This window comes from Brevibacillus soli (assembly GCF_044759095.2).
GTDB lineage: Bacteria > Bacillota > Bacilli > Brevibacillales > Brevibacillaceae > JBIYSM02.
Genome location: NZ_JBIYSM020000013.1, coordinates 35,884 through 61,436 on the forward strand (window position 1 = coordinate 35,884; position 25,553 = coordinate 61,436).

At 52.8% G+C, this 25,553-nt stretch carries 27 protein-coding genes; 6 read left to right on the forward strand and 21 right to left on the reverse strand.

Features of this window, described 5'->3' with window-relative positions; genetic code table 11:
- Positions 1-13: 13 nt before the first annotated feature.
- From sufC to ACE99V_RS07490, 8 genes are all read right to left on the reverse strand, one after another.
- Positions 14-802: a Fe-S cluster assembly ATPase SufC gene (gene sufC / locus ACE99V_RS07455; RefSeq protein ID WP_400490435.1), complete on the reverse strand. Its 789-nt coding sequence runs from the start codon at positions 800-802 to the stop codon at positions 14-16.
- A 609-nt stretch (positions 803-1,411) separates the two neighbouring features.
- A complete protein-coding gene (locus tag ACE99V_RS07460; protein ID WP_400490436.1) occupies positions 1,412-1,921 on the reverse strand; it encodes a PIN domain-containing protein in 510 nt (169 codons plus the stop codon).
- A 15-nt stretch (positions 1,922-1,936) separates the two neighbouring features.
- Positions 1,937-2,119 (reverse strand): hypothetical protein, encoded by a 183-nt coding sequence (locus tag ACE99V_RS07465; protein WP_400490437.1) that lies wholly within the window; start codon positions 2,117-2,119, stop codon positions 1,937-1,939.
- Positions 2,120-2,298: 179 nt separating this feature from the next.
- Positions 2,299-3,879 carry a phosphoenolpyruvate carboxykinase (ATP) gene (pckA, locus tag ACE99V_RS07470; RefSeq protein ID WP_400490438.1) on the reverse strand — a complete coding sequence of 527 codons (1,581 nt, stop codon included), beginning with the start codon at positions 3,877-3,879 and terminating at the stop codon, positions 2,299-2,301.
- Between the two features lie 298 nt (positions 3,880-4,177).
- Positions 4,178-5,323, reverse strand: coding sequence for a M20 peptidase aminoacylase family protein (locus ACE99V_RS07475; protein WP_400490439.1), 1,146 nt, complete (start codon positions 5,321-5,323; stop codon positions 4,178-4,180).
- Between the two features lie 119 nt (positions 5,324-5,442).
- Entirely contained in the window at positions 5,443-5,784 is a 342-nt protein-coding gene (locus ACE99V_RS07480) for an SCP2 sterol-binding domain-containing protein (RefSeq protein WP_400490440.1), read from the reverse strand.
- A 344-nt stretch (positions 5,785-6,128) separates the two neighbouring features.
- A complete protein-coding gene (locus ACE99V_RS07485; RefSeq protein WP_400490441.1) occupies positions 6,129-6,530 on the reverse strand; it encodes a VOC family protein in 402 nt (133 codons plus the stop codon).
- Positions 6,531-6,556: 26 nt separating this feature from the next.
- Positions 6,557-6,991, reverse strand: coding sequence for a hypothetical protein (locus ACE99V_RS07490; protein ID WP_400490442.1), 435 nt, complete (start codon positions 6,989-6,991; stop codon positions 6,557-6,559).
- 277 nt (positions 6,992-7,268) lie between these two features.
- Between ACE99V_RS07490 and ACE99V_RS07495 the strand changes: the two genes are divergently transcribed.
- The gene (locus tag ACE99V_RS07495; protein ID WP_400490443.1) at positions 7,269-9,629 is read left to right on the forward strand and encodes a bifunctional diguanylate cyclase/phosphodiesterase; all 2,361 of its coding nucleotides are present in this window, start codon (positions 7,269-7,271) and stop codon (positions 9,627-9,629) included.
- Positions 9,630-9,680: 51 nt separating this feature from the next.
- Here ACE99V_RS07495 and gcvH read toward each other — a convergent pair whose 3' ends face one another.
- The 7 genes from gcvH to ACE99V_RS07530 all read right to left on the reverse strand — a co-directional run bounded on the left by gcvH (position 9,681) and on the right by ACE99V_RS07530 (position 14,855).
- Complete coding sequence (gene gcvH, locus ACE99V_RS07500) at positions 9,681-10,061, reverse strand: glycine cleavage system protein GcvH (RefSeq protein WP_400490444.1); 381 nt, start codon at positions 10,059-10,061, stop codon at positions 9,681-9,683.
- A 121-nt stretch (positions 10,062-10,182) separates the two neighbouring features.
- Positions 10,183-10,635 (reverse strand): redoxin domain-containing protein, encoded by a 453-nt coding sequence (locus ACE99V_RS07505; RefSeq protein ID WP_400490445.1) that lies wholly within the window; start codon positions 10,633-10,635, stop codon positions 10,183-10,185.
- Positions 10,636-10,732: 97 nt separating this feature from the next.
- Positions 10,733-11,281 carry a peroxiredoxin gene (locus ACE99V_RS07510; RefSeq protein WP_400490446.1) on the reverse strand — a complete coding sequence of 183 codons (549 nt, stop codon included), beginning with the start codon at positions 11,279-11,281 and terminating at the stop codon, positions 10,733-10,735.
- Positions 11,282-11,441: 160 nt separating this feature from the next.
- Entirely contained in the window at positions 11,442-12,638 is a 1,197-nt protein-coding gene (locus ACE99V_RS07515; protein WP_400490447.1) for an aminotransferase class I/II-fold pyridoxal phosphate-dependent enzyme, read from the reverse strand.
- Position 12,639: 1 nt separating this feature from the next.
- The gene (locus tag ACE99V_RS07520; RefSeq protein WP_400490448.1) at positions 12,640-13,002 is read right to left on the reverse strand and encodes an arsenate reductase family protein; all 363 of its coding nucleotides are present in this window, start codon (positions 13,000-13,002) and stop codon (positions 12,640-12,642) included.
- A gap of 52 nt (positions 13,003-13,054) precedes the next feature.
- The gene (locus ACE99V_RS07525; protein WP_400490449.1) at positions 13,055-13,909 is read right to left on the reverse strand and encodes a hypothetical protein; all 855 of its coding nucleotides are present in this window, start codon (positions 13,907-13,909) and stop codon (positions 13,055-13,057) included.
- A gap of 145 nt (positions 13,910-14,054) precedes the next feature.
- Positions 14,055-14,855 carry a DUF2797 domain-containing protein gene (locus ACE99V_RS07530; protein ID WP_400490450.1) on the reverse strand — a complete coding sequence of 267 codons (801 nt, stop codon included), beginning with the start codon at positions 14,853-14,855 and terminating at the stop codon, positions 14,055-14,057.
- Positions 14,856-14,988: 133 nt separating this feature from the next.
- Here ACE99V_RS07530 and ACE99V_RS07535 point away from each other — a divergent pair, with 133 nt between their 5' ends.
- Positions 14,989-15,690: a polysaccharide deacetylase family protein gene (locus tag ACE99V_RS07535; protein ID WP_400490451.1), complete on the forward strand. Its 702-nt coding sequence runs from the start codon at positions 14,989-14,991 to the stop codon at positions 15,688-15,690.
- Positions 15,691-15,737: 47 nt separating this feature from the next.
- On the opposite strand, the gene ACE99V_RS07540 is transcribed toward ACE99V_RS07535, so the two are convergent.
- Together ACE99V_RS07540 and ACE99V_RS07545 are read right to left on the reverse strand one after the other, a co-directional pair.
- Complete coding sequence (locus ACE99V_RS07540) at positions 15,738-16,466, reverse strand: amino acid ABC transporter ATP-binding protein (RefSeq protein WP_400490452.1); 729 nt, start codon at positions 16,464-16,466, stop codon at positions 15,738-15,740.
- 100 nt (positions 16,467-16,566) lie between these two features.
- Positions 16,567-18,480: a heavy metal translocating P-type ATPase gene (locus ACE99V_RS07545; RefSeq protein ID WP_400490453.1), complete on the reverse strand. Its 1,914-nt coding sequence runs from the start codon at positions 18,478-18,480 to the stop codon at positions 16,567-16,569.
- Positions 18,481-18,802: 322 nt separating this feature from the next.
- Between ACE99V_RS07545 and sppA the strand changes: the two genes are divergently transcribed.
- Genes sppA through ACE99V_RS07565 form a run of 4 tightly spaced genes read left to right on the forward strand, consistent with a single transcriptional unit; the run spans position 18,803 to position 20,901 of the window.
- A complete protein-coding gene (gene sppA, locus ACE99V_RS07550) occupies positions 18,803-19,768 on the forward strand; it encodes a signal peptide peptidase SppA (RefSeq protein ID WP_400490454.1) in 966 nt (321 codons plus the stop codon).
- Positions 19,769-19,782: 14 nt separating this feature from the next.
- Positions 19,783-20,316, forward strand: coding sequence for an RDD family protein (locus tag ACE99V_RS07555; protein ID WP_400490455.1), 534 nt, complete (start codon positions 19,783-19,785; stop codon positions 20,314-20,316).
- A complete protein-coding gene (locus ACE99V_RS07560) occupies positions 20,313-20,648 on the forward strand; it encodes a hypothetical protein (protein ID WP_400490487.1) in 336 nt (111 codons plus the stop codon). The genes ACE99V_RS07555 and ACE99V_RS07560 overlap by 4 nt, the downstream gene beginning before the upstream one ends.
- Positions 20,569-20,901, forward strand: a complete 333-nt coding sequence (locus ACE99V_RS07565; protein ID WP_400490456.1) for a CAP domain-containing protein — start codon at positions 20,569-20,571, stop codon at positions 20,899-20,901. The genes ACE99V_RS07560 and ACE99V_RS07565 overlap by 80 nt, the downstream gene beginning before the upstream one ends.
- A 66-nt stretch (positions 20,902-20,967) precedes the next feature.
- Here ACE99V_RS07565 and ACE99V_RS07570 read toward each other — a convergent pair whose 3' ends face one another.
- The 4 genes from ACE99V_RS07570 to ACE99V_RS07585 all read right to left on the reverse strand — a co-directional run bounded on the left by ACE99V_RS07570 (position 20,968) and on the right by ACE99V_RS07585 (position 25,536).
- Complete coding sequence (locus ACE99V_RS07570) at positions 20,968-21,645, reverse strand: DUF2306 domain-containing protein (RefSeq protein WP_400490457.1); 678 nt, start codon at positions 21,643-21,645, stop codon at positions 20,968-20,970.
- Positions 21,646-21,995: 350 nt separating this feature from the next.
- Positions 21,996-22,133 carry a hypothetical protein gene (locus ACE99V_RS07575; protein WP_400490458.1) on the reverse strand — a complete coding sequence of 46 codons (138 nt, stop codon included), beginning with the start codon at positions 22,131-22,133 and terminating at the stop codon, positions 21,996-21,998.
- 62 nt (positions 22,134-22,195) lie between these two features.
- The gene (locus tag ACE99V_RS07580; protein WP_400490459.1) at positions 22,196-23,371 is read right to left on the reverse strand and encodes an MFS transporter; all 1,176 of its coding nucleotides are present in this window, start codon (positions 23,369-23,371) and stop codon (positions 22,196-22,198) included.
- Between the two features lie 53 nt (positions 23,372-23,424).
- Positions 23,425-25,536: an ABC transporter ATP-binding protein gene (locus ACE99V_RS07585; protein ID WP_400490460.1), complete on the reverse strand. Its 2,112-nt coding sequence runs from the start codon at positions 25,534-25,536 to the stop codon at positions 23,425-23,427.
- Positions 25,537-25,553 lie beyond the last annotated feature (17 nt).

A 25,553-nucleotide genomic window follows, 5' to 3' on the forward strand; every position in this document is an offset into this window, starting at 1 on the left:
TGCCCTCCCTCTCCTACACGTTTGCGTTTACGGTTTCATCAACGATACCGAGTTCTTCTTTGATCCAATCGTAGCCCTCTGCCTCCAGACGCTCTGCCAGCTCGGGACCGCCGGACTTGACAATGCGGCCCTGCATCATCACGTGAACGAAGTCAGGCTTGATGTAGTTCAGCAGGCGCTGGTAGTGGGTGATAATCAGGAAACCGCGTTCTGCGGAGCGCATTGCGTTCACGCCGTTCGCCACCACTTTGAGCGCGTCAATGTCGAGACCGGAGTCGATCTCGTCGAGAATACAGATTTTCGGCTCCAGCATCATCATTTGCAGGATCTCGTTGCGTTTCTTCTCACCGCCGGAGAAACCTTCGTTCAGATAGCGGTGCGCAAAGGACTCATCCATTTCCAGGGCGGCCATTTTCTTGTCCAGTTCGCGGATAAACTTCATCAGGGAAATCTCGTTGCCTTCACCGCGGCGCGCGTTGATTGCGGAACGCAGGAAGTCGGTGTTGGTCACACCGCTGATTTCGGATGGATACTGCATGGCCAGGAACAGACCGGCACGCGCGCGCTCGTCGACTGCCATTTCCAGTACATCTTCTCCGTTCAACAGCACTTCGCCTTCGGTTACTTCGTATTTCGGGTGGCCCATCAGCGTGGAAGCCAGAGTAGATTTACCCGTTCCGTTCGGACCCATGATGGCGTGCACTTCGCCGCCCTTGATCTCCAGGTTGAGGCCTTTCAGAATCTCTTTGTCTTCGATTTTTGCACGAAGATTTTTTATCTGCAAATGCGGTACTGCTGTCATGTTTTTTCCCTCCGTCACGATTAAATGAGCTGGGTTATTCTCAATCCATTCTCAATTACTATCTTATAATAAGAATAATTATAAAGCAAGGAATGGAACATATCTGTAATTTTTAAATCATTATATTTAGAAAGTCCTCTCTTTACTCTGGGCACCCGCTTATTTTATCCAAAAAAAGCAAAAAAGCCGTCAGGAAGAAGTAGACATTGGAAAACACCCTGGCGGCAAACCCATGTATATGGCTAAGAAGGGGCAAAAAGAGCTGGGGATACCTGACATGAGGTGGAGAATAAAGTCCAAAAAAGGTGGTTGGAAATGACAAGATAGGAGGTTTATATGGACAATGGAAGAGGCGCAAAGGCGAATTGAGAAAGTCATACACTTTTTAAAACAACGATCGTTCACAGTGGAACCTAAGAAAACCCAGCCAACTTAAGCGATCGCTGGTGTCGGCTGGGGCCCCGAACACTTCTCTAGTGGCTGTATGGGATGTCCAATTTTATAAATTCTTATACACGAAAAAAGCTGACGTCAGTTGAATATCGACGCCAGCTTGCTTCCTCGGTGTTTTTTTCAGTGTCCACTATATCGGTGTTGACCAATGCAATGTCATTTTTTATCCACTTTTTCAATTTTATTGGGGTTTCGATGCAATTGATTGGTCGTATAATCACGAACAAATCTAAGTGGCTGTACTACTTTCACCTGATTGGTTTCTTCTATACTTAGATCAAGGAGACCACTTTCTTTGTCGTTCGTGATGAGGTAATCAGCACCAAGTTGAATAGCCAAAAAGAGAAATTTAAGATCGTTATCATCATGGATCGAAATTTCACGTCTTGGTACAGGTTTTGGAATCCAGTATGGTCTGGCCCGTCTCATAAAATCCGCAATGATCATGTATAATTCAAAAGAGTCTGACTCCTGAGCTAAAGAAATAGCAGAAGAAGCAATGATAGCCAGTTCGTCTGCTGTTGCATTGGACATCCCCAGATGTACCTTTCCATCCTTTACAAGACGAGTAATCTCTTCATCGCAACTCATGTTCTTCCCTATTTCGGGCCAATAAGCATTAATAAATACGTTTGTATCTACTACAAGAAGGGGCTTGTACGACATAAACGTAAGCAGCTCCTACGGATTTTTTCTGTTGCGAAATTTGTTCAAAACATCTTTTAGATGCTTATTCATTTGATCGTTGGATATGCCAGCTTTTTGGGTCCATGCTTGAACGCGTACAGCTTCTTTTTCAAAAAGGCTGGGAGCAACGGCAGGTCGAGTCTTTTGAACAGTATAGTTCATCATCTTTTTCCCCATTTCCTTCGGCCTCCTTTATATATCAGTATGACTGATATATACAAAAGAGATACTCGTTTTAATGCCTATCGTATCAGATTTTATTGACAAATGATAGTTTTTTCACTTTCAAACTACGGATATAAAAAGGCACAGGCTGTTGTCATCATGCGGATAACAACAGCCTGTGGTCGTCTTCATTAACCGAGTTGCGGGCCTGCCTTGGCAATATCCGCCGCATTCGGGAACTTCTTCCGGAAGTTTTCAACAAAACGGCTCGCCAGTTCGCGCGCTTGCTTGTCGTACGCTTCCTTGTCTTCCCAGGTGTTGCGCGGCTGCAGCACTTCTGCAGGAACGTTCGGGCAGGAAGTCGGCACCTGCACACCGAAGGTCGCATCGGTCACGTACTCCACTTTTTCCAGATCGCCGTTCAGCGCAGCCGTTACCATCGCGCGGGTATACGCCAGCTTCATACGCTTGCCGACGCCAACTGGTCCGCCGGTCCAACCGGTGTTAACGAGGTACACCTCTGCATTGTGCTCGTCAATCTTTTTGCCCAGCATCTCGGCGTATACGACCGGGTGCAACGGTAGGAACGGAGAGCCAAAGCAGGTGGAGAACTCCGTCTGCGGTGTGGTGATGCCGCGCTCGGTACCGGCCATTTTGCTGGTGTAGCCGGAGAGGAAGTGGTACATGGCCTGCTCCTTGCTCAGTTTGGAGATCGGCGGGAGCACGCCGAAGGAGTCTGCGGTCAGGAAAATGATGACGTTCGGATGACCGCCTACGCCCGGGATTACCGCGCCCGGAATGGCTTCCACCGGATAGGCGGCACGGGTGTTTTCCGTGTACTTTTCACTATCGTAATCGGCTTGGCGGGACGCCGGATCGACCTCGACGTTTTCCAGCACCGTGCCAAATTGAATGGCTTTCCAGATTTGCGGCTCGCCTTCTTCCGACAGGCGAATACACTTGGCGTAGCAGCCGCCCTCGATGTTGAACACCCCGTTGTCGGACCAGCCGTGTTCGTCGTCGCCGATCAGGAAACGGTCCGGGTCGGCGGAGAGGGTCGTTTTACCCGTACCGGAGAGGCCGAAGAAAAGGGCTACGTCGCCATCTTTGCCCACGTTGGCGGAGCAGTGCATGGAGAGCACGTTGCGCTCAGGGAGCAGCAGGTTCATCACGCTGAAGATGGACTTTTTCATCTCGCCCGCGTATTCCGTTCCGCCGATCAGCACTGTTTTTTGCTCAAAGCTGATCATAATGAATGTTTCGGAGTTGGTTCCGTGAACAGCCGGGTTGGCTTTGAACGTCGGCGCGTAGATCACGGTAAATTCCGCTTCATGCTGAGCCAGTTCTTCCTCGGTCGGACGGATGAACAGTTGACGCGCAAACAGATTGTGCCATGCAAATTCGTTCACCACGCGGATCGGAAGACGGTAGGTTTTGTCTGCTCCGGCAAAGCCGTCAAAGACGAACAGTTCTTTTCCCTGCAGGTACTCCAGCACATCCTCGTACAGCGCCTGGAACTTGTCTGTGGAGATCGGTTGGTTCACCGCACCCCAGTTGATTTTGTCGCGCACAGAGGCTTCGTCCACCACAAACTTGTCTTTGGGCGATCGGCCTGTAAACTTCCCTGTCAACGCGTTGAGCGCCCCTTTGTCGGTCAGGATGCCTTCCCCGCGTTTTACTGCCATCTCGACAAGTTGGGCTACCGGCAGATTGTAATGCGTGTTGGCTGCTGCCAGTACGTCTGCAAGTTGTTGAACCGTCTTGGTTTCCATGTGTGAACGTTCTCCTTCCCAATGTATCTCACGTATTATGCCTTTTATTTATCGTTCGATTTGTAATTAGTATATCACATTTAACCAAATAAGCTACAGTATTTTATTTTTTAGGTGTGAAGAAAATGTGAAAGCTTGTTCACAGTCGTTTATGCATAAGAAAACCCAGCCGACTTTAGCTAACGCTGGTGTCGGCTGGGGCCCCGAACCCTTTCCTTGTGGTTGTATTCGATGTCCAAATTTATAAATTCTTATACACTCAAAAAAGCGAGGTGAACCGAAACGTTCACCTCGCCGCTCATGCCTTTTGTTCAAACGTCCGCACCACAACCCGGGCCAGGATCTCTACACCCTTCAGCAGTGCCGAGCGGTCAAACCGCATATGGGGATGATGCAGTCCCGGCTGAAGATCACAGCCGAGCGCGAGCATTGTCGCTTTGATCTGTGGCCGTTCCACCGTATAGAAGTGGAAGTCTTCCGCTCCCGGGCTGACAGGCGCCGGGCGCAAGTGATCCTCTCCCAGCACGTCTACAATCGCCTGTTCCATAAGTGCCTTCGCCTGATCGTCCACTTCCGCCGCCACCATGCGGGAGCCGGTGCTGACCTGGATCTCGGCCTGGAACATGGCGGACACACCGGCAATGACCTGATTGACGCGCTCGACCAGATCGTCCATCTGCTGGTTGGTTTGGGCGCGCAGGTCAAGTGCGAAACGGGCCTTGTCGGGAATGATGTTGTAACTTTCCCCTCCTGCCTGCAGCATGGTCATTTTCACCGTTGCCGGAATCACCGGATTGGTGTGGATGCTTCCAAGTCCATTCACAATCGCGCTTGCCACCTCGATGGCGTTGATCCCCAGATGCGGCCGTGCGCCGTGGGCGGATACACCGGTAATCTCCCCGTACATAAACATCGCCGCACCGTTGTAAATCGCCGGTCCCGCATCCCCCGCCGCCATCTCCTGAATGGGTCTGAGATGGACGCCGTACAGGTAGTCGATATCATCCACGACGCCTTTTTCAATCAGTTTTAATGCCCCTGTTCCCTTCTCTTCTGCAGGCTGGAACAGGATTTTCAACGTTCCCGGCGGTTGGTAACCGGAAGCGATCAACGACTCCACTGCCTCCAGCACGATCGTCATGTGAGCGTCGTGCCCGCAGGAATGATTGGCCCGCCATTCCCCGTTTACTTCCTGCCAGAGGGCGTCAATATCTGTTCGAAGTCCCACGACGGGTTTGCCCTCGCCCCACTCGGCAACCAATCCTGTACAGTCGTCGAATGTGGTCACTTTCAGCCCAAGCTTGCGCATTCGCTCCGCGAGATAACGGGTGGTCTCCACTTCCTTCCAGCTAATCTCGGGATGTGCGTGCAAGTGATCGAAGGTCTCAAAAATGGTCGCCTCTCTCGCAGCAATCCTGTCTTTTAACGGCAGCGCTGTCGTCATACGGCAACTCCCTCCTTGTTGGATAAACGTCGGATTTATTATATCACGCAGGGAAAACAATTCGGACTTTTGCCAAAAAAGAAGAGGCTTGATCCGACAGCGGATCTGCCTCCTCTCGTCTAACACGTCAACCTCAGCAGCGCATCCATCTTTAATTGATCGCGTATTTGTCCCTTCACATACACAATCTGTTTGGCCCGTAGATAGACAAGCTCTTCACCGCCGAACAGCATCATCAGATCAGCTTCCCGGCCGCGCAGCACCAGATCGGCCTTCTGGTCTTCCTGCCACTCCGCCCATTCTACTCCGCTGCCGGAAAACGTCAGGCAGAACTGCATATGCCGATCTTCCACGACAATTCCCACGCGCTTTTCCCAACCGGCCATCAGCAGCCGCAAATGGGCTTTATGCCCCAGGCGTTCCACAAAAGCGGCCAACAAGAAAGTCAATGTCCCCAACATCACGCCATCCCCCTCTTCACTGCTTTGAGGTTCGGGGGCGACTGGGTCGAATCCTTTGACGAGCGGTAGGAAGTCATGTCAGCTCTTGTCTTTGCCGATGTCTTTTTCTCGACAACACGAATATAAAAAAAGCTTCGATTGAAGCCCTCTCGAAGAAGCTGGTTCTTCGTTAGAGGAAACTTTTTATGCGTTCCGGAAAGTTTATTTCAGGACGCTTTCACACGGTGAAGCCCTTAAACTTTCCTACACGATAAGAAAACCCACCCGGCATTAGCTAACGCTTCACCGGGCGGGGCCCCGAACCCTTTCCTAGTGGCCACCATATAAAAACGCCTGACCGATCGTCAGGCGTCGTAATCGTCATATTCGTCTTTATCCAATCTCACTTCGAGGTGATGGCCTTCCGGGGTCTCAAAATAGAGGTTAAAGCTCGCGGGTCGCTGAATCGGACCGCGGTAACAGATGTTTTCCGCCTCCAGTTTATCCACCAGATAGTCCAGTTCAGCCCTGCTTGTGACGGAAAAGGCAATGTGGTCAATTTGCCCTACCCCGTTTCGCCCTTCTTCTCCCGAATGGGGATGAAGGCCAATTCTTGTGTAAGTGCCGATTTGAAAGTAGATGGGCGCTCCTTCTACCAGGTGTTCGGATGGGATCGGAACCTCCAATATATCTTTAAAAAAAAGAGCTACTTTCACGACATCGCGACAGTTGAGTGCGATGTGGTGAACACCTTTCAAATGAAACATTTACACAGCCTCCCAAGTGGACTCAATCATGCGCTACGCTGCGACATTTCCTTGCGTTTATTGTACTGCTTCAATCGTTCGCTCAACCGCTTCAGACGATGCTTCAGGGCTTCCCGCCATGCGTCGTCGTTTAAGTCCCTGGCCACGCCAAATAGATCAAGCGAAAGATCAATCTGCTGCTTCAGGATGTCTGCATAGCTCGCTGCATCATCCGTCATTGTACAATTCTCAAACAAATCAGATTTATTGTCAACACGAACAAAGTCGGCAAAATCGACTTCCGGCGCGTTATCTCCCTGAGCATATTCTACTAAAATTTCGTATTCACCCTCAATAGCAGGATGAACTTCGATTCGGTCACATACCGGGCAGAACAGGATCGGCACGTTGTGCACCAGTGTCTTGGAGTGGCGGACAGAACCAATCGAGCCAATCATTCCGGCTCCGCAGCAAAAACTCATAATCTCTCCCTCCCTTTCGCGAAACGATCCATGCGTTTGCACGAATGATCTGTAATATCTGCAATTGTAGACCAGAAAGCGCTAAAATCTCCAGACCAAAATCATACCAGTTGGGCCGCAGGTTACAGAGCGTATCCCTATTGTAACGAAAAAAGGCGGGAATGACCATCGTTTCCCGACTAGTCCGACACTTCAGGACCATAGGTTTATTTTCCTGTCGATGAGGGTACATACTCAAAAACAGGCTTGACGCCCCACCTTTGTAACGGAGGATAGTATGACGCTGCGAAAGAAGACGATCGCGACGATTGGCATTACGACAGCCGGCTTGCTGATTATCCTGTACTTGGCTTCGCTGCTGATCTTGCTTGGAAGCTTTTCATGGATGGAAGAGAAAGATACCCGGGAGGATATGCGCCGAGTACTCAACTCTTTTTCTGCGGGAGTGGAAGATTTGGTCTCCACCAGCAGGGACTACGCCACACGGGACGATACCTACGCGTTTATTCAGGACGCCAACGTTTCCGAAGGACGCAACCATCCTTTTGTAACAAGAAATTTCCCGGACGAAACGTTCGCCATCCATCACATAAACTTCCTGTTGTTGTTGAATGCCAAGGGCGATATCGTGTACCAAAAAGGGTATGACATGCTTGCGGATCAAGAGGTTCCCGTCTCACCGGAACTGATCCGGCAAATTCATCAGCGACAGGATCTCTTCCTGCGTCACACTCATCACGATTCATCCAAATCGGGGTTGTTGATTCTAGAAGACAAGCCTGCCGCAGTAGCCTCTCTGCCCATTATTCGGAGCGATAAAACAGGGCCGATTCGCGGAACCTTGATTGCCGGATACTACATCGACAGCCATTACGTGAAATACCAATCCGCTCTCACGCGCAATCTGCTGCAGCTCTCTTTGTACAAAAATACGCCCATTCCTGTTGAAGCCGAACTGCCCGAAGGATCCGTCTGGATCAGCGAAAAAGATGAGAACAAGATTCAAGCAAACGCACTGGTGTACGACCTGTATGGGAATCCGGCATTTGTTTTGCAGTTCGAGAAACCTCGCTCCATCTACTTTCAGGGCAAATCCAGCTTGCTGTATTATCTGGCTTCCCTTATGATTACCGGTATCATCTTTACCGTTGTGATCCTGTATTTTTTGGAAAAAGTCATTTTATCCAGACTTTCCGGACTGATTACAAGCATAAAAACCATTAGTCAAACCAAGGATTTTTCCGCTCGAGTCCGCCTGACCGGAACGGACGAGATTTCGGACTTGGAGCAGGAGTTTAATGTCATGATGTCGGTGTTGGAAGAGTCGCAAGGCACGATCATGCACCGGGCCTACCACGATTTCTTGACGGATCTGCCCAACCGGAACCTGTTCTATGAACAACTGGAACAAGCATTGGAAACGGCTGCAAGACAGCACCATCAGGTGGCCATTCTGTTCATCGGGTTGGACAAATTCAAGCAGATAAACGACACCTTTGGCCATGAAGTGGGCGACCTGCTTCTTCTTATGGCAACGCAGCGTCTCTTAGCGTGCATCCGTTCGGATGACTTCCTGTCCCGCCTCGGCGGGGACGAATTTATCGTCCTGCTTCCGTCCATTGCCGAACGCGGCATGATTGACAACATTGCCGACAGAATCCGCGAATCCCTGTCAGAACCGTTCCACTTGAAAAATCATCAGGTGTACGCCTCTGCCAGTATCGGCATCAGTATTTATCCCAGTGACGGAACGGACCCGGAAATTCTGATCAAACATGCGGACATGGCCATGCGTCGCGTAAAAAGAGAAGGAAAGAACAACTACCGCCAGTTCACTCCCGACATGCAGGAAGAGACCGACCGCAAGCTGCTCCTCGAGCATCATCTGCGCTTGGCCGTTGAGCGGAACGAACTGCAGCTGTATTACCAGCCGAAAGTATGCATGCACACCGGGCGTATCACAGGAATGGAGGCGCTGCTGAGGTGGATGCATCCCGAGCTGGGAGTGATTTCCCCTGAGGAGTTTATCCCGTTGGCGGAAGAAACGGGACTCATTACTTCCATCGGGGAATGGGTATTGCGGACCGCCTGCAGACAGAACAAGTCGTGGCAGTTGGCCGGATTTCCCCCGGTCAGCGTCGCCGTTAACCTCTCTTCCATACAGTTCGAGCAAGACGACCTGGTGGCGATCATTGAACAAGTTCTGCGGGATACGGGAATGGATCCGCACTTCCTCGAACTGGAGATTACCGAGAGCATCGCGATTCAAAATATTGACCATGTGGTAGAGAAACTGCTTACCCTGAGGAAAATGGGGATACATATTTCCATAGACGATTTTGGTACGGGATACAGCTCCCTTTCCTATTTGAAGCGATTCCCGATTGACTCGCTGAAAATCGACAAAGCCTTTGTTCGTGACATTACGGAAGATGCAAACATCCCGACGGCGATTATCGCGATGGCACACAGACTCAGCCTGAGCGTGACGGCAGAGGGAGTGGAAACAAACGAACAGCTGGAACTTCTGCGAAAACTGCGCTGCAACTTCCTGCAGGGCTATCTGTTCAGCGAACCGCTTCCGGCTCATGAGTTTGAGCAGTTGCTGGCCAAAGGCAACATGATGGTGGTTTCCTAATGCAAAAGAAAAAGTCGGGACAATACGCCCGACTTTTCCCTTTCGTGAACCTTATTCTTTTACCATCGCTTCGTATTTGTCAGCGTCCATCAGCTTATCCAGCTCGCTTGGGTCAGACAATTCCACGACGATCATCCACGCTTGCTCATACGGAGAAGAGTTTACCAGCTCTGGAGCCGTCTCCAGCTCGCCGTTTACTTCCACGACCTTGCCACTGACAGGAGCATACAGTTCAGAAACAGTCTTCACAGATTCTACGCTGCCGAATGGCTCATCCTGTTTTACCGTTGCTCCTACCTCGGGGAGTTCAACAAACACGATATCGCCCAACTCAGATTGTGCAAATGCAGTGATGCCGATGTAGGCCTTGTTTCCTTCCACGCGAACCCACTCATGCTCTTCACTGTAACGAAGATTTTTTGGAAATTCCATCTTACGCAATCCTCCCTCTTAGTGGCAATCCTACGCCGATTTTCCTCCTAGCGAGCCACACCCAGGTCCCGCAGGGGCGAACATTCCACATCAATATACCCCTACATATTGGACAAACTTTCTAGGATTCCTCTTCAATACCCAAAATTCGATTCAGACGTTTTTTCACCAGATTCAAGCCTTTTTCACCAGCCTGGAAGTGGCGCAGTTGAAGGCTCTCGTCAAACAGGTAAAACGCCGGCACGTATTCGTTTTGGAATGCATCCGTCGTTTTCATCTGGTTGTCGATGGCAATGGGGTGTACCAGGTTGTACTCGGCGATGGTTGCCTTGATCGTCTCGATATTCGTGTCTGCCTCCGAACGCGGCATATGGATTCCGACTACCTGCAGTCCATTTGCTGCGTACTTTTCCCGCCACTCATTGATTTGCGGCATGGATTCCTTGCACATGTAGCAGCTGACCGACCAGAAGTGAACCAACACCGGTTTGCCTGCCAGATCTGCTTTGCTCACCTGACCGTTTACCCACTCCGTTACACCGGGAAAATCAGGCAGTTCTTCACGTAAGCGCATGAATCATACAGCTCCTTTCTGATTTGGGGTGATTTAAAAAAAGGGTCTAACGACTGTGAGTTAGACCCTTGCCAAACCAAGCAAATTTTGTATGCTATTACTTCGCAGTCAGCTGTGCTTCGCCTGGACGCCAGTTAGCCGGGCAGAGGCCGCCGGATTGCAGTGCTTGCAGCACGCGAAGTGTCTCGTCTACGGAACGGCCGACGTTGAGGTCGGTTACGACTTGATAACGCAGAATTCCTTCTGGATCGATGATGAAGAGACCGCGGAATGCGATACCTGCTTCTTCATCGAGAACGCCGTAATCGCGAGCAGTTGTTTTCAGGATGTCGGACGCCAGCGGATAGTTCAGGCCGCCCAGACCGTTTTGGTCGCGTGGAGTATTGATCCATGCGCGGTGGGAGTGTTTGGAGTCGGTGGATACACCGAGAACTTCCGCATCCAGATCTTTAAAGTCTTCGATTGCGTCGCTGAGCGCGATGATCTCTGTCGGGCAAACGAAAGTGAAGTCGAGTGGATAGAAGAACAGAATGAGCCATTTGCCTTTGTAGTCGGACAAGGATACTTTACCGAAATCCTTGCCGTTTCCAAGTGCTGTTTCCATGGTAAAGTCAGGAGCCGGAAGACCAACCAGACGTTGTGCCATATGTAATATACCTCCTTGGAATATCTTACTTGCTTACACCCTACATCATATCAAACGAGCCACTTTATAGTCAATACAATGTAGGAATTATTTCAACCTGTGTTACCCTTCAACCAACACCAAAACTATCTTATCCACCCGATGATCTCTCTATTCCTGCTTACCAGGAAGCAGACCGTTTTTTTAAGACACCGGACGCCCCGATCCGCGCCGCTGCTTCCGCCAGCACGTCCGGCGGCTGCACCAGGGCGATGCGAACGTAGCCTTCCCCTTCTTTGCCAAACGCGCTCCCCGGGATCACCACAACCCCCGCCTCTTCCAGTACGGCAAACGCGAACTCACGGGAAGTCCATCCTTTTGGAATCGGCGCCCAGACAAACATGGTTGCTTTTGGCGGGGTAATTTCCCACCCGACCTCTGCCAAAGCGGATAACAGCGCATCCCGTCGCTTCTGGTAAAAAAGGCCCACTCCGTTGGGACTGTTTCCTTCCCGATCGCTGCGCAGGGCTGCCACCGCCATCTCCTGCACCGCAGCGAACACCCCGTAATCCACGTTTGATTTCACCACCGCGAGCGGCCGGATGATCTCGGCATTGCCCACGACGTAGGCGATGCGGCAGCCGGCCATGTTGAAGCTCTTGGAAAAGGAGTTGAACTCGATGCCTACCTCTTTCGCCCCTGCGGCCTGCAGGAAGCTGGGTGGTCGGTAGCCGTCAAACGCCATTTCCGAGTAGGCGAGATCATGCACCACGATCATGTCGTACGTTTTGGCAAAGCGGACGACCTCCTCGAAAAAGGAGAGCGTCGCCACTGCGGAAATCGGGTTGTTCGGATAATTCAGGATCATGAACTTGGCACGGCGGGCAATCTCATCCGGAATGGCCCCCAGATCGGGAAGATAGCCGTTTTCCGCACGCAGCGGCATGGGATACAGCTCTGCTCCCGCCAGATGTACGCTTCCCGCGTAAATCGGGTAGCCGGGATCCGGCACCAGCACTGCGTCTCCGGGGTCTGCCCAGGCCAGCGCGAAGTGGGCGAGCCCGTCCTGGGAGCCCATCAGGGAATGGACTTCCGACTCCGGGTCGAGCGCTACGCCGAAGCGATACTGGTACCAGCGGGCTACTTCCTCGCGAAAGGTGCGGGAGCCCTCCGACCCGGGGTAGCCGTAGGCATCCGGCCGTTGAACGGCGCGAACGAGTGCCTCTACGAGATGAGGGGCAGGCGGCTGGTCGGGGCTGCCGATCCCCAGGTCGATCACCTGTCTGGTTTTCGCTACCGCCTGCTTTCGCTGGGCCATCTCCGTAAATATGGCAGACGAGAGGCTGTGCAGTCGTTGCGAAGGCTGACGCGGGCACATCCTAGCGGCCTCCCCAGGCTTTTTCCATCTCTTCTTCCTTAAAACCGACCGTCACCGTCTGCCCGTCGGTGATCAGCGGTCGTTTGATCAGCTTGCCGTTGGACGACAGAAGTTCCAGCATCTCTTCTTCCGACATCCGGGGCAGCTTGTCCTTTAATCCCTGCTCGCGGTAATATTGACCGCTCACATTGAAAAACTTGCGCAGGTCCAACCCGCTGGCCTTCCAGATGCTGCGCAGCTCCTCTTTGGAAGGAGGGGCATCGACAATCGGAATTTCTTCAAAGGCGACGCCGCTGCTGTTGAGCCACTGCTTTGCTTTGCGGCAGGTGCCGCATTTGTCGTAGAGATATGCTTTTATTGCCATCAGATACTCCTCGCTTTACGTGATGTTTTTTCCATTGTACGGGAACACGGGCCTATTCGACAACGGAAAGGGATTTCTCGAAAGCAACTCCCGCTTTTGCATCGTAAATGACTTCGATCAGCAGATAGTCGTTGATCAAGGAGCGATCCTTGCTTTTCCCATAGTCATAAGTCTGATACGTAACAAAAATCTCTTCGGCCCAAAAATGGATGTCTTCCAATTCAACCGAATCCGTTTCGCTTGCGGAAGTTTTTATCAAAACATACGTCTTTCCTTCTTTTCTGAGGAACTCCGTCTTCCAGTCAGGCGATGCCATCCGTTGGGCCGCCCACGCTTTGACATCCTCCGGGGCATCTTCTACTCGCATCTGACGATATCGGTCGTCGGGTATCCCGAGCGTGGCATTGCCTTTCAAGGATACATCGTTGAATCGTTCCACGGTCCAGATTCCGCCGCGGTTGTTCCATTTTTTCATCTCTATGTCGATGGCCGTCTGATCAGTCGTGGTAACCAGCAAACGCCGCGGATTGACCGTCCGACTGATCGTTTGGAAGCTGTCCAGCTCCTTGTTGAGCTTTTCTTTCACAAACCGGCGAAGCACTTGCTTGTAGTCACGGCTGGACGGGTCGCTTTCCATTGACTTCAACTCTTCCTCGGAGATTTCAAAAGCTCCCCCTTTGTCATCCATAGCGTCGAACGCGTCGATCATGGCATCCCGGTCGGCAAGAAGGTTTTCCTCCCTGTGCGCTTGCAGCAGTTGCTCTCTCAGAGAAGCATTTGCTGTTCTTAATTGCGCAAGGGTTTGCTCTGCCAGGTCTTTCTGCACAGTTACTCCCCATGAATAACCAACATACCCCACACCGAGCATTAGCATCGCCGTCACGATCGCTTGGAACCACACTTTCATTTGTCCACCTCTCCATTCGTCAATAAAAAAGCGGCCAGCCTTTATTTTCCAGCTGCCACTTCTTTTGACGATTTTATTATCCTGTATGTTTCACGGTTCTCCGTTTTCCTGATGTGCTGGTCAGTGTGAGGCTCCATGCCGTTCTTTATGCAGTAATTTTCACCTGGTACCCGGCGTGTTTTCGGGTGTGGAAAACGCCGGTGTCAAAGATCAGGTACTGCGCCTTGACCCCGATCAGCTTGCCGCTGACACTCTCCTGCTTGTCCAGAGTCATGGAGTTGATCTTGTCGAGCGATTCGAGAATCGGATAGGTAATGTCCACCCACTCGTCCTCTCGATACTGGAACGGTTTGAACGGCTCCGGAAAGTGAGCGTACACCTCATCCCGCAACGCCAGCAGGTCCACCTCTTTGACGTCCCCTTTCAGCATCTTGCGCCAGTTGGTCTTGTCCGGCAAAAACTGGCTGAGGTGCACCTCCAGTTCCCCCGCCATGCGTCGGGTTGGCACTTCCGCAATCGGAATGGCGCGGATCGCACCCTGATCGACCCAGCGCTTGAACTGGTTGTTTTTCCGCGTCAAGCCCACCTTTACGTCACTGGAAAGCGCCAGGTACACGTAGTGCGGAATCATGCAATGTGTCTCGCCGAAGCTGGCGTCGCGACAGGTTCCCTGATCAAAATGGCACTCGTGCGGCTTGACGATGCACAGGTCGTTTTCCGGCAGTTTGGTAAAGCAGGGGTAGCAGTACCCGTTGTTAAACGTCTTGTTTGTCTTGCGGCCGCAGGCGATGCAGTTTTTCTGGCCCAAAAAGGAAATGGTCAGCTCGCTGCCCAACAGCTCGTTGAGCGGCAGTTTGTCCTCGTTGATCTGCAAATAGTAGTCAACAGGCTGGTCTTTTCCGTGATACGAATGCGTCAGCCCGTGTAACAAGCCCTGGAGTTCCACTTTTCTCCCTCCCTTATGTATGCTCATCCATTTTACCATAACGGCGTCCCGGGACACCCGTTGTTTTCTTTCGGAAGCATGTTTTGCCCCAGGCGAGTGAAGCCTATGTGAAAAGACAGGAGGCGGTTGTTGCATGAGCCAGGCGGCATTACGAGTCTTTGTGTTTGCTCTCTTTCTTTCTTTTCTATCCCCATGCCTTGCAGCGGGAAAACCTTTGCCCGCTTATGAGCCGATTCACCGAATCGACACGCAAAAAAAGGTGGTCGCCCTCACCTTTGACGACGGACCCGACGCCAAATACACCCCGATGATCCTGGAGGTTCTCCACAAGAATGGGGTTCCCGCCACCTTTTTTGTTCTTGGCTCCCAGGTTGACAAATACCCGAAAGTCATGCAGTGGATCCAGAAAGCCGGTCATGAAATCGGGAATCACGGCTACCACCACTACGACCTGCACAAGCTGACAGAGCAGGAGGTATATGACGAAATCAAGCGGACGGAGAAATCCATCCTGAAAACGACAGGAATCCTCGCCCAGTACTACCGTCCGCCTGGTGGAGTTTTGACCCACGACGTGATGAATGCGGTGCAGTCCTCCGGCTACGACATCATCCACTGGTCAATCGATCCGCAGGACTGGTCTTTGGCCCGGACCGCATCCGTCATCGTGAGAAGCGTGAAAACAAACGTAACCTCCGGGGACATCATCCTGTTCCACGACGGCGGACTGAACCAGCCCCAAACGGTAGCCGCCCTGCAGGATCTCATCACGGATCTGCGCTCCCGCGGCTACAAGTTCGTAACCGTCAGCCAGCTGTTGGACGAGGCGAAGTAAATCCCCCCAGACGTGATGAGGGGATCATGGTATTTGATCTGGCTGATTTACGCCCGCACCTTGCCCAGAAAGCTCCGCAGACGCTCGTTTTTTGGATTGCTGAACAGCTCTTCCGGTTTGCCTTCCTCGACGATCACGCCCTGATCCATAAAAATGACGCGGTCGCTCACTTCCCGTGCGAAGCCCATCTCGTGGGTGACCACGATCATGGTCATGCCTTCCCTGGCGAGATCCTTCATGACCTGCAGCACCTCTCCCACCAGCTCGGGATCCAATGCCGAGGTCGGTTCGTCAAACAGCATCACTTTGGGGTTCATCGCCAGCGCCCGGGCGATTGCCACCCGCTGCATCTGTCCGCCGGAAAGACGATCGGGATAGACGTCTGCCTTGTCTTCCAGACCAACCTTTTTCAACAGGGCCAGCCCTTGTTTTTTCGCTTCCTCCGGTGCCACCTTGCGCACTTTTACGGGTGCCAGCATGACGTTCTCCAGGACCGTTTTGTGCGGAAACAGATTAAACCGTTGGAACACCATCCCGACTTCTTCCCGCACCTTGTTGATGTCCACTTTGGGGTCGGACAGGTCTTTTCCGTCGATGACGATGCGGCCGCCGGTCATCTCCTCCAACTGGTTGAGACAGCGCAAAAAGGTGCTTTTTCCAGAACCGGACGGTCCGATTACACAAACAACCTCCCGCTCGGCGACCTGTGTGGTGATCCCCTTTAGCACTTGCAATTTTCCGTAGTTTTTCTTGAGGTCCGTTACCTGGATAATCACGCGTTTGTACCCCCAGTATGTCTGTTTTTCTACCTATTGCCTGTCATCATATTGTACCCCAATAGTAAGAAAATTTCATGTGTTTCCACATCTTTCTCTTCTATGATTTGGACACGGTTAACTGGCAGCTCCCGGTCCCGCAGGAACAATTGGTGCAGGCCATTGGGGGAAACGGCGTCTTATCCTTTGAGGAACGATTCAGGTAATGGATCATTCTGGCCGAGTTCAGCACGACGAGAACGGACGTCGCGTTGTGCAGGAAAGCCCCTGCTACCGGCCCCATCCACCCCGCCATGGCCAGCAGAATGGCGCCGACATTGATTACAGTGGAGATGATCAGGTTTTCCCGAATGACCTGCATCGTCTTGCGGCCCAGCCGGACGACGTCGGCCACCTTGGAAACATCGTCAGTCAAAAGCACGATGTCGGCTGCTTCCGCGGCAATTTGCGTGCCTCCCGCTCCCATCGCGATGCCGACATGGGCCGCGCTCAGCGCGGGAGCATCGTTGATTCCGTCCCCGACCATTCCGACGACAAAACCGCGCTCCCGGTATTCACGCACATGCTGGTACTTTGCTTCGGGAAACTGCTCGGCGTATACGGTTGTGACCCCCGCCTGGCCGGCGATCTGCTCCGCTGCCCCGCGATTGTCGCCGGTCAGCATGGCGATCTCCCCGACCCCGTACAGACGAAGTCGGCCGATGGTCTCCCTAGACTCCATACGGACCCGGTCCGCCAGTGTGATCATTCCCGCAAGCCGTCCCTCACAGGCGATAAAGACGGCCGTTTGACCCGCCTGCTCCTGCTCTGCCCACGTCGCGTCCAGTTCATTGACCTCAATACCCGCTTCCCTCATGAAACGGCGGTTTCCCACCAGCACCTGACGCCCGTCTACCAGCCCCGATACACCGCTCCCTGGATGGACCACAAACTGACTGGCATCAGGCACGTCCAGATCACGCAGTTTGGCAGCCGAGACAATCGCCTGCGCAACCGGGTGTTCTGAGTGCTGCTCAAGAGCCGCCGCCAAACGAAGCACGTCATCCGCTGTCTGATGCCGCAGACGGGCGACTCCTGTCACCTGCAGTTTCCCCTCCGTCAGTGTCCCGGTCTTGTCAAACAGCAGGGCGTTTACCAGCCCGACCTGCTCCAAGGCAAGCCCGCTTTTGATCAAAATGCCATGCTTGGCCGCATTGCCGATTCCGGCCATTATCGCGGTGGGGGTAGCCAGGACCAGCGCACACGGACAAAAGACAATGAGAATCGTAACCGCCCGGACGAGATCTCCGGTCATCGCGTAGACCAGCACGGCCAGAGCCAGGCTGCTCGGCACGATCCAGGCCGCCCAGCGATCCAGTACGCGTTGGACCGGGGCTTTTCGTTCCAGCGCTTCCGCCACGAGCCTTGTCACTTTGGCAAACGTGGTCTCGTCACCGACCCGCTTCGCCTCAATCTCCATTGCGCCGTTGGTGTTTGTTGTTCCTACGAAGACTTCGTCTCCCGGACGTTTTTCCACGGGGAGCGATTCTCCTGTCAAGGCCGCCTGATTCACGGAAGCCTGACCGTTTCGCACCACGCCGTCAACAGGGATCTTTTCTCCCGGTTTCACCAGCAGCAGATCGCCCGCAACGACTTCGCTCAGCGCAACCTCCATCCATTCTCCATCGCGTCTGACCCGTGCCGTCTCCGGTACCAGCTGCACCATTTCTTCCAGCGCAGATGAGGCTTTGGCCACGGTGCGATGCTCCAGCCACATTCCCACCATCATGATCAACGCCACTTCTCCTGCCGCGAACACCTCACCGATGGCGGCGGCAGCGACGATGGCCGTCGTCACCAGGACGTCGCTGTTAATCCGCCGCTCGTTCCACAGTTCCGTAACCGCGGCGTACGCGATCGGTACGCCGCAGAGCCAAACGGCCAACCAAGCAGGGTCCCATCCGTACAGAGGACCGTACAACCAGCTGACAAGAAGTCCTGCACCCGCAACACCCATACTCATTTTCTCCAGCATGCGTTCCACCTCTCTTTTTTCCCCACCAGCTATAGCTTAGGCTGCGCCGGTGGGGGCCCCGTGTTTTCTGCCCTTGTGAGAAAGAGAATCAACCTTATTTTCCCTCTGAAAACGGCGGATGCTGTTACCAGGTCGGTAACAGCACTCCCAAATGATAATGATTATTATTATTTTTCTTAAGGTAAATATTTTTGCCTAGAGGAAAACTATTTAAAATAATTCTAATCTGTTTCGTTCCGTACGTCAATCCCATTTTTTCCAGCGCTTGTCCTATGCGTAAGCTGCCTGGGTTGCGCAAAAGCTATGACATGAGGTGGTTTGCATGAACCGAAAAAAATGGGTCGTCCTGCTCATCGTGCTGACTGTATTCGTGAGCGGAATTGTCGTCGAAGGCATCTACGGCGAGCCTTCTGCCTGGACGAACCAACCGGAAGTGAGTTGGGAAGAGACGGTCGTCTCAGGTGCAGGCGACAGCAAGATCGTCCAGTTGTTTGTCACCGGCGTGATTTCCGGCGGGCAGACCAACACCGTCAGCCCGCCGATGACCGACCTGCTTGCAGAACAAATGCGCCGCATCGAAGAGGATGAACAGGTAAAAGCAGTGGTGCTGCGCATTGACAGTCCCGGCGGCGAAGTGGTGGCGACGGATGAGATTCACCAGCGTCTGCTGCACCTTAAGTCTGTTCGAAACATTCCCCTGGTCGTCAGCATGGGGTCAACGGCAGCGTCAGGCGGCTATTATCTTGCTACCGCAGGCGATGCCATTTTCGCCAATCCCAATACGATCACCGGCAGTCTGGGCGTCATCTTCACGCTCATCAATTTCGGCGAAGCCGCTTCCCGCTTCGGGATCAAACAGTACGCGATTAAAAGCGGGCGGTTTAAAGACATCGGCAGCCCTGCACGTCCCCTCACCGACGCAGAACGAAACATTTTTCAATCTCTGGTGAATGAAAGCTATCAGAACTTCGTGGATGTGATCGTAAGAGGGCGCAAATTGCCTCGCAAACGTGTCCTGCAAATAGCGGACGGACGGATTTACTCCGGCGAGCAGGCGAAGCGGCTGGGTCTGATCGACCAATTCGGTGACCTGGAGAAGGCAACCGCCCACGCCTTGTCCCTCAGCGGTGAGGAGGAGGCGCGAATCGTTCGTTATGCGGAGAATTTTTCCATCGAACATCTATTGTTCAGCCTGCAAAAGTATTGGTCAAATCCAGATCCGCTCGGGTTGAACCGGTTTTGGGAGGGTCAATCTTCCCCTCGCCTGCTGTATCAGTACATGCCTTAAGGGAGGCGTATCACATGAACCGTAAAGAACCAAACGAGCCCGAATCCCTTCTCAACGCAGATGCGGCAGCCGATTCTGCCACATCGGCCCGCTATCCGGGGGACGGGGAGACGCCTTATCCAGAGCGGACGCTGCCGTATGCCGGCTTTGGAATCCGCTTGGCCGGCTTCCTGCTGGACATGATGTTTTTGCTTGGAATCAGTTTCCTGATCTTCAACCCCATTCGCCGGGCGCTGGGAATCGACCTCGATACCCCATCCGGTGTCGATTTGGCTGAATTTGGATTCGACCTGCTGTATTTCCTGATTCTTGCCTGGTGGAGCGGCCAAACGCTTGGCAAACAGATTGTGGGCATCCGCGTCATCAACGCTCGTCAAGCCCGTGGAAAACTGACACTGGGACAGGTGCTGCTGCGCGAGGTCATCGGCAAAACACTCTCTTCGATACCCCTCTTCCTCGGGTACCTGTGGGTCCTCTGGAACACAAAAAAACAGGGCTGGCACGATCTGATGGCCAGAACCTGTGTCGTGAGAGAGGGAAGAAAATGAACGCAGGAAACATTGCGGCGTATGCCCTGGGATTGGTTTTGCCGGGCCAAACCGCTTTTGCTGCCGCTTACCAAACCTCTCCACAAACGTCCCTCCAACGCGCCTCTGCCGATCAGGTTTCCGTCTACCAAGTAAGACTGGGCATATCTTCCGCAATTCCTCAACCCTTCTCTATGTCTCTTTTCGGTCGATCTTCGGCAGAAACGATAATTGTGCGCTCCTCTTTCTTCCCCCTCGCGTGGTATACTTTTATTGACGAACATTTTTTCGGGCTCCCGAGCAGGGGGCTTTTTATTTTATTCGGCTATTCGTTTAGTCTGTATTTGTTTTAGTAATGATACGCTACACTTACAATGGAAATATTTTTCTTACCGAAGTTACCGTTGTGTTAAGTTCCGCCGAGCCTTATCCGCGATCATCATAGCAAAGTTAGCTACATCTGCCGCTTCCCGAATTATATCCTCAAGCGTCTCTTCCGGACACCGCAGAAACCTGCTCAATGCCAACTTCAAACAAATGGGCGCGGGTGTCAGTCTGCAAAACGGAAAACGATTCTATACCCAAAATTTTATGACTCGCCAATAATCATGCAAAAGCCTGCCCGGTGTCGTGAACCTGGCAGGCTTTATTAGATAAAATCCGGAAATCTTTTTATCTGGCGAATTTCTTAGTATACGATCTTCTCATTGCGATCATCACGGGGACAATGACAATCGTCGGCAGAAACCAGAGGATGGGATTTACACTGGACAGGTTCAGTAACCGCGGCGCTCCAAATACCGTAAACGCCGTGATCGTCGCAATACAGCAAGCCATCATGCTTGTCAGGTGTTCAAACCACCAGTGCATTCTGGTTTTTGGCGGCCTTATCCAATATCGCAACTGAGTAAATCCTGTAAAGATTCCGATCAGCGGAAACCAAATCAACAGCGGGAAATGACGGGTATATCCGTAAAGAGACATACAAATGCCCGACACCACCAACAGGAGCGAAACGAACAGATCCATTCGATTTTTGTGCGCAGCATTCCTATTTTTAAATTTCAGTACACGAATGCCGTACCAGGCCGATGCAGAACTTAAGATGGAAATGAAAATAAGAAACCATGAAAAAGCGATTTTTTCCGAATCGCTGCCCGGGTCGATAAAAATTCTCCATATCCCCATAAAAAGAGCAGATACAGCAACGACGGTCATAGCTCCAACGTACACCCACCCTGCCCGTACGTGTATTTTGCCCCCTTTTTTCGTGACGATGGGGATCCAAAAAATGAGCAACGCTGTAAACCCGGCCAGGATGTGCAGGTATCTGAACAGGTCGAATACCATTTACCTCCCCCTTTCATTCGTATTGTCCTGTTACATCCTACGTAAGGATTGGGAAATCATTTCATAAAAAAAGCTTCGATTGAAGCCCTCTCGAAGAAGCTGGTTCTTCGTTAGAGGAAACTTTTTATGCGTTCCGGAAAGTTTATTTCAGGACGCTTTCACACGGTGAAGCCCTTAAACTTTCCTACACGATAAAAAAAGCTTCGATTGAAGCCCTCTCGAAGAAGCTGGTTCTTCGTTAGAGGAAACTTTTTATGCGTTCCGGAAAGTTTATTTCAGGGCGCTTTCACACGGTGAAGCCCTTAAACTTTCCTACACGATTAAAAAAACTCGTCAAGATGACGAGTCTTTTACTTGCTGCTTACATTGTTCGTCGCCGGGCTTTGCGGGGCGGGCCCTTCCTCAGTGAAAAAGGGAACGATTAGAAAGCTGAGGACGAAAAACAGCAGCCAGATGATCCCCCGCTTGTAGATACAGGGTGTAAGCATGCTGGATTACCACCTTTCCAAGAGGAGGTTCTCCCTCATACTGTTTCCTTGCTGCGCAGGTTTTATGCCACCACGGTCTCCGTTTTCCCCTCCCCTGCCCCCCTGCGGCGGAAGAACTGGCAGGAGACAGCAAATCCCACAAGCAGCAGCGCCATCACCGTAAACATCATCCACGGCTGAAAGTAATCCATCAGGAATCCGTTTACGTTAGGAGCGATGATGCTGGCCACGCTGAAGTTCATCCCCGCGATGATGCCGGCAGTGGGCACCATTGCCGCCGGCAGGATGTCTGCCGCATAAGCCAGCCCGAGCGAGTAAAACGAACCAACCGCTGCCCCGGCCACGGCAAGCAGCAGCATCATCAGCCAGACGTTGGCGCCCGCCAACGGGAACAGGCAGAAGGCCGCAGCCCCGGCCAAGGCGCATACGAACATGACCCGTTTGCGTCCAACCCGGTCGCTTAACGCCCCGAGCGGCATCTGCAGCAGGATGCTGCCGATGACAAACGACGGCAAAACAAGCGACACCCACTCCACGGAAACACCGACGCGCAGGGCATAGACGGGAAAACTGCCGTTTAACGACGCCTCCATAAACCCAAATAAAAAGGACGGAATCAACGCCAGCCAGCCCAGACGAAAGACAGCGGCGTAGCGGTTTTCCTGTCTGCCCATTGACTCTACGGGATCGGGGTAGGCATTGCGGATGCGGCTCAACAACCCAAACGCCACGAGACAAATGATGCCCACAGCCGCAAACGGCACCCACGTTCCGTACGGCAGCAGGTTCAGCCCCAACGGCCCGATGCTGAAGCCAAGCCCGTACGCCAGGCCATACAGGGACAAATCCCGTCCGCGATGTTTTGGTGCCGCGATGTTGGTCACCCACATCTGGCTGGAATAATGCAGGCACGAGTCTCCGATCCCCATCAGCATCCGCAGCAAAAACCAGACCGTCAAGTCGGAGATAAGCGGAAGGAGGGCAATGGTCAGCGTTACCATCGCCAACCCCCACAGAATGGTGGATCGATAGCCGATACGCCGGAGGGGAATCTCCAGAAACGGCGAGATGATCAGAATGCCGATGTAAAGCGCGGCGGCGTTCAAGCCGTTGACAACAGTCGATACGCCCTGCTCTTCCAGCAGAACGGCCAGCAGCGGGATCGTCAATCCCTGACTGACGCCGGCAATTGCCACGACAAGAATCAGCACCCAGAAGGTAAAGCGTGAAGAAGGCATGGCTGAACTCCTCTCCCAGTGTTGCTCTCTCTGTCTAGAACCCTCTCGCAATGTCAAATCAATCGTTCTATTCCTACTCTAGCAGAAATTTGCCCCTGCTGTAGCTGGTACATTTTTTGATACAATCCATTTTGACTCATCAACTCTTCATGTGTCCCCCGCTCCACGATCTCGCCGCGGGACAGTACGAGAATCAGATCAGCGTGCTGGATGGTGGAGAGCCGGTGCGCGATAATGAACGTCGTGCGGCCGCTGGAAAGAACGTGCAAGGCTTCCTGGATGGCAGACTCGGTCTCGCTGTCGATGCTGGCCGTCGCCTCGTCAAGAATGAGAATGGCCGGATCGGAGGCCAGCGCGCGGGCAAACGAGATCAGCTGGCGCTGTCCGGCAGAAAGCGTCGCCCCCCGTTCCATGACCGGCTCGTCATATTGATTCGGCAGTTGACTGATGAAATCGTGCGCTTTGACCGCCTGCGCCGCCTCGCGCACTCCCGCGTCGGAAATCGAGTCATTGTACAACCGAATGTTGAAGCCGACGTTGCCGGTAAACAGGAACGGATCCTGCAGCACCAATCCGATGTGCTGTCGAAGCGATTGGGGGTGAATTTCCTTCAAATCGACGCCGTCGATGGTGATGCGCCCTTTGGTCACCGGATAAAAACCAAGCAGCAGGTTCATCAACGAGCTTTTGCCTGAGCCGGTGTGGCCGACCAGCGCGATCGTCTGCCCCGGTTCAGCGGCAAATGAGACGTTTTTCAGCACATACTGGTCACCTTGATAGGCAAACGAGACGTCGTCAAAAACCACTTTTCCCTGCGGACGGGTCATGCTGAGGCCGCCCTCGGCTGCCTGGCCGTCCGCCTCTGTATCCAGTACATCAAACACGCGCTTGGCGGATGTGACTGCCTGCTGCAGTTGGGAAAGGCGGTTCATGATCATGTTGATCGGTTCGAAAAAGCGGCCCATGTAGTCGACAAAGGCAAACAGCGCACCGAATGAAATCACGCTGTGAAACGAGCTGGAGCCAAAGTACCAGACGATAATCGTCAGGGATATTTTCCAGATCAGGTCGACTGCCGGACGCAGCAGCAGTGACTCCAGGTTGTTCTCCTTCAAGCGCATCTTGAAGTACTCCTCGTTGACCTCGGCAAACTCGCGTTGGACGCCTGCTTCCCGCCGAAACGCCTGAACCACCGTCATGTTCTGAATCATCTCGTTGATCATGGCGTTCATATCGCTGAGACGGCTGCGAATAACCGCATAGTAACGCGAACTGTACTTGCGGTACGTCACTACCAGGGCGGCAATCAACGGCACCGTCAAACAGCAGAAAACAGCCAACTGCGGCTGCAAAATGAACAGGGCGATCAAAATGCCGAACAGATAGACGCCATTCTGGACAAACGTAGCCAGGACGCTGACATAGAGCTCACGAATCGCCTCGGTGTCATTCGTCACCCGGGAGACCAGCTGCCCCACAGGGGTCTTGTCGAAGTAAGCGATCGGCAGCTTTTGCAGATGGGAAAACAGCTTCATCCGCATGCGCTGGATAATGCGCTGCGCAGTCACCTGCAGCGAGATGAGCTGCAGGTAATTGAGCCCTGCCGACACCAGGATCAGTACCGCATAGCCCGCTGTCAACAGCAGGATCGGTGCGACATCGCGGCTGTAAATGGCTTTCACATCCTCTGCTGTAAGCAGGATCGCCGTCGCCTGCTGTTTCACATCAAAATCAATCATCTCGACGTGAAATAGGTCCCGTCCTTCCGGCGTCTTGCCTGCGTGGACAAAGTGCGGTTTTCCTTCGATTTCAAACATCCTGTCCAACAGATAGTAGCTCGTGCCTTCGGTCAAGATGGCTACCTGTTTCGCACTGCTGACGTCCTCCGCCGGCGACAGGCTCGGCAGCCAATCTTCCCGTACGTAATAACGCCCTTCAATGGCTACCCCAACGGCCTGCGCTTCCTGATCCGTCGGTTCCTGTTCAAACTGATACCACTTCTTTTGAATGGCAAGGATGTGATCGTCGATGATCACTTTTGCCACAAAGGGTCCGGCAAGTTCGGCGCCGGCACCGAGGATCAACAGCAGCAGCGCCAACCAAATCCGCTTGCGAAACGGCTTGGCGTAGCCTGCCAAACGGCTCCACACGCTTTGCCCGTTCATCGTTTTCAAAACTCCTC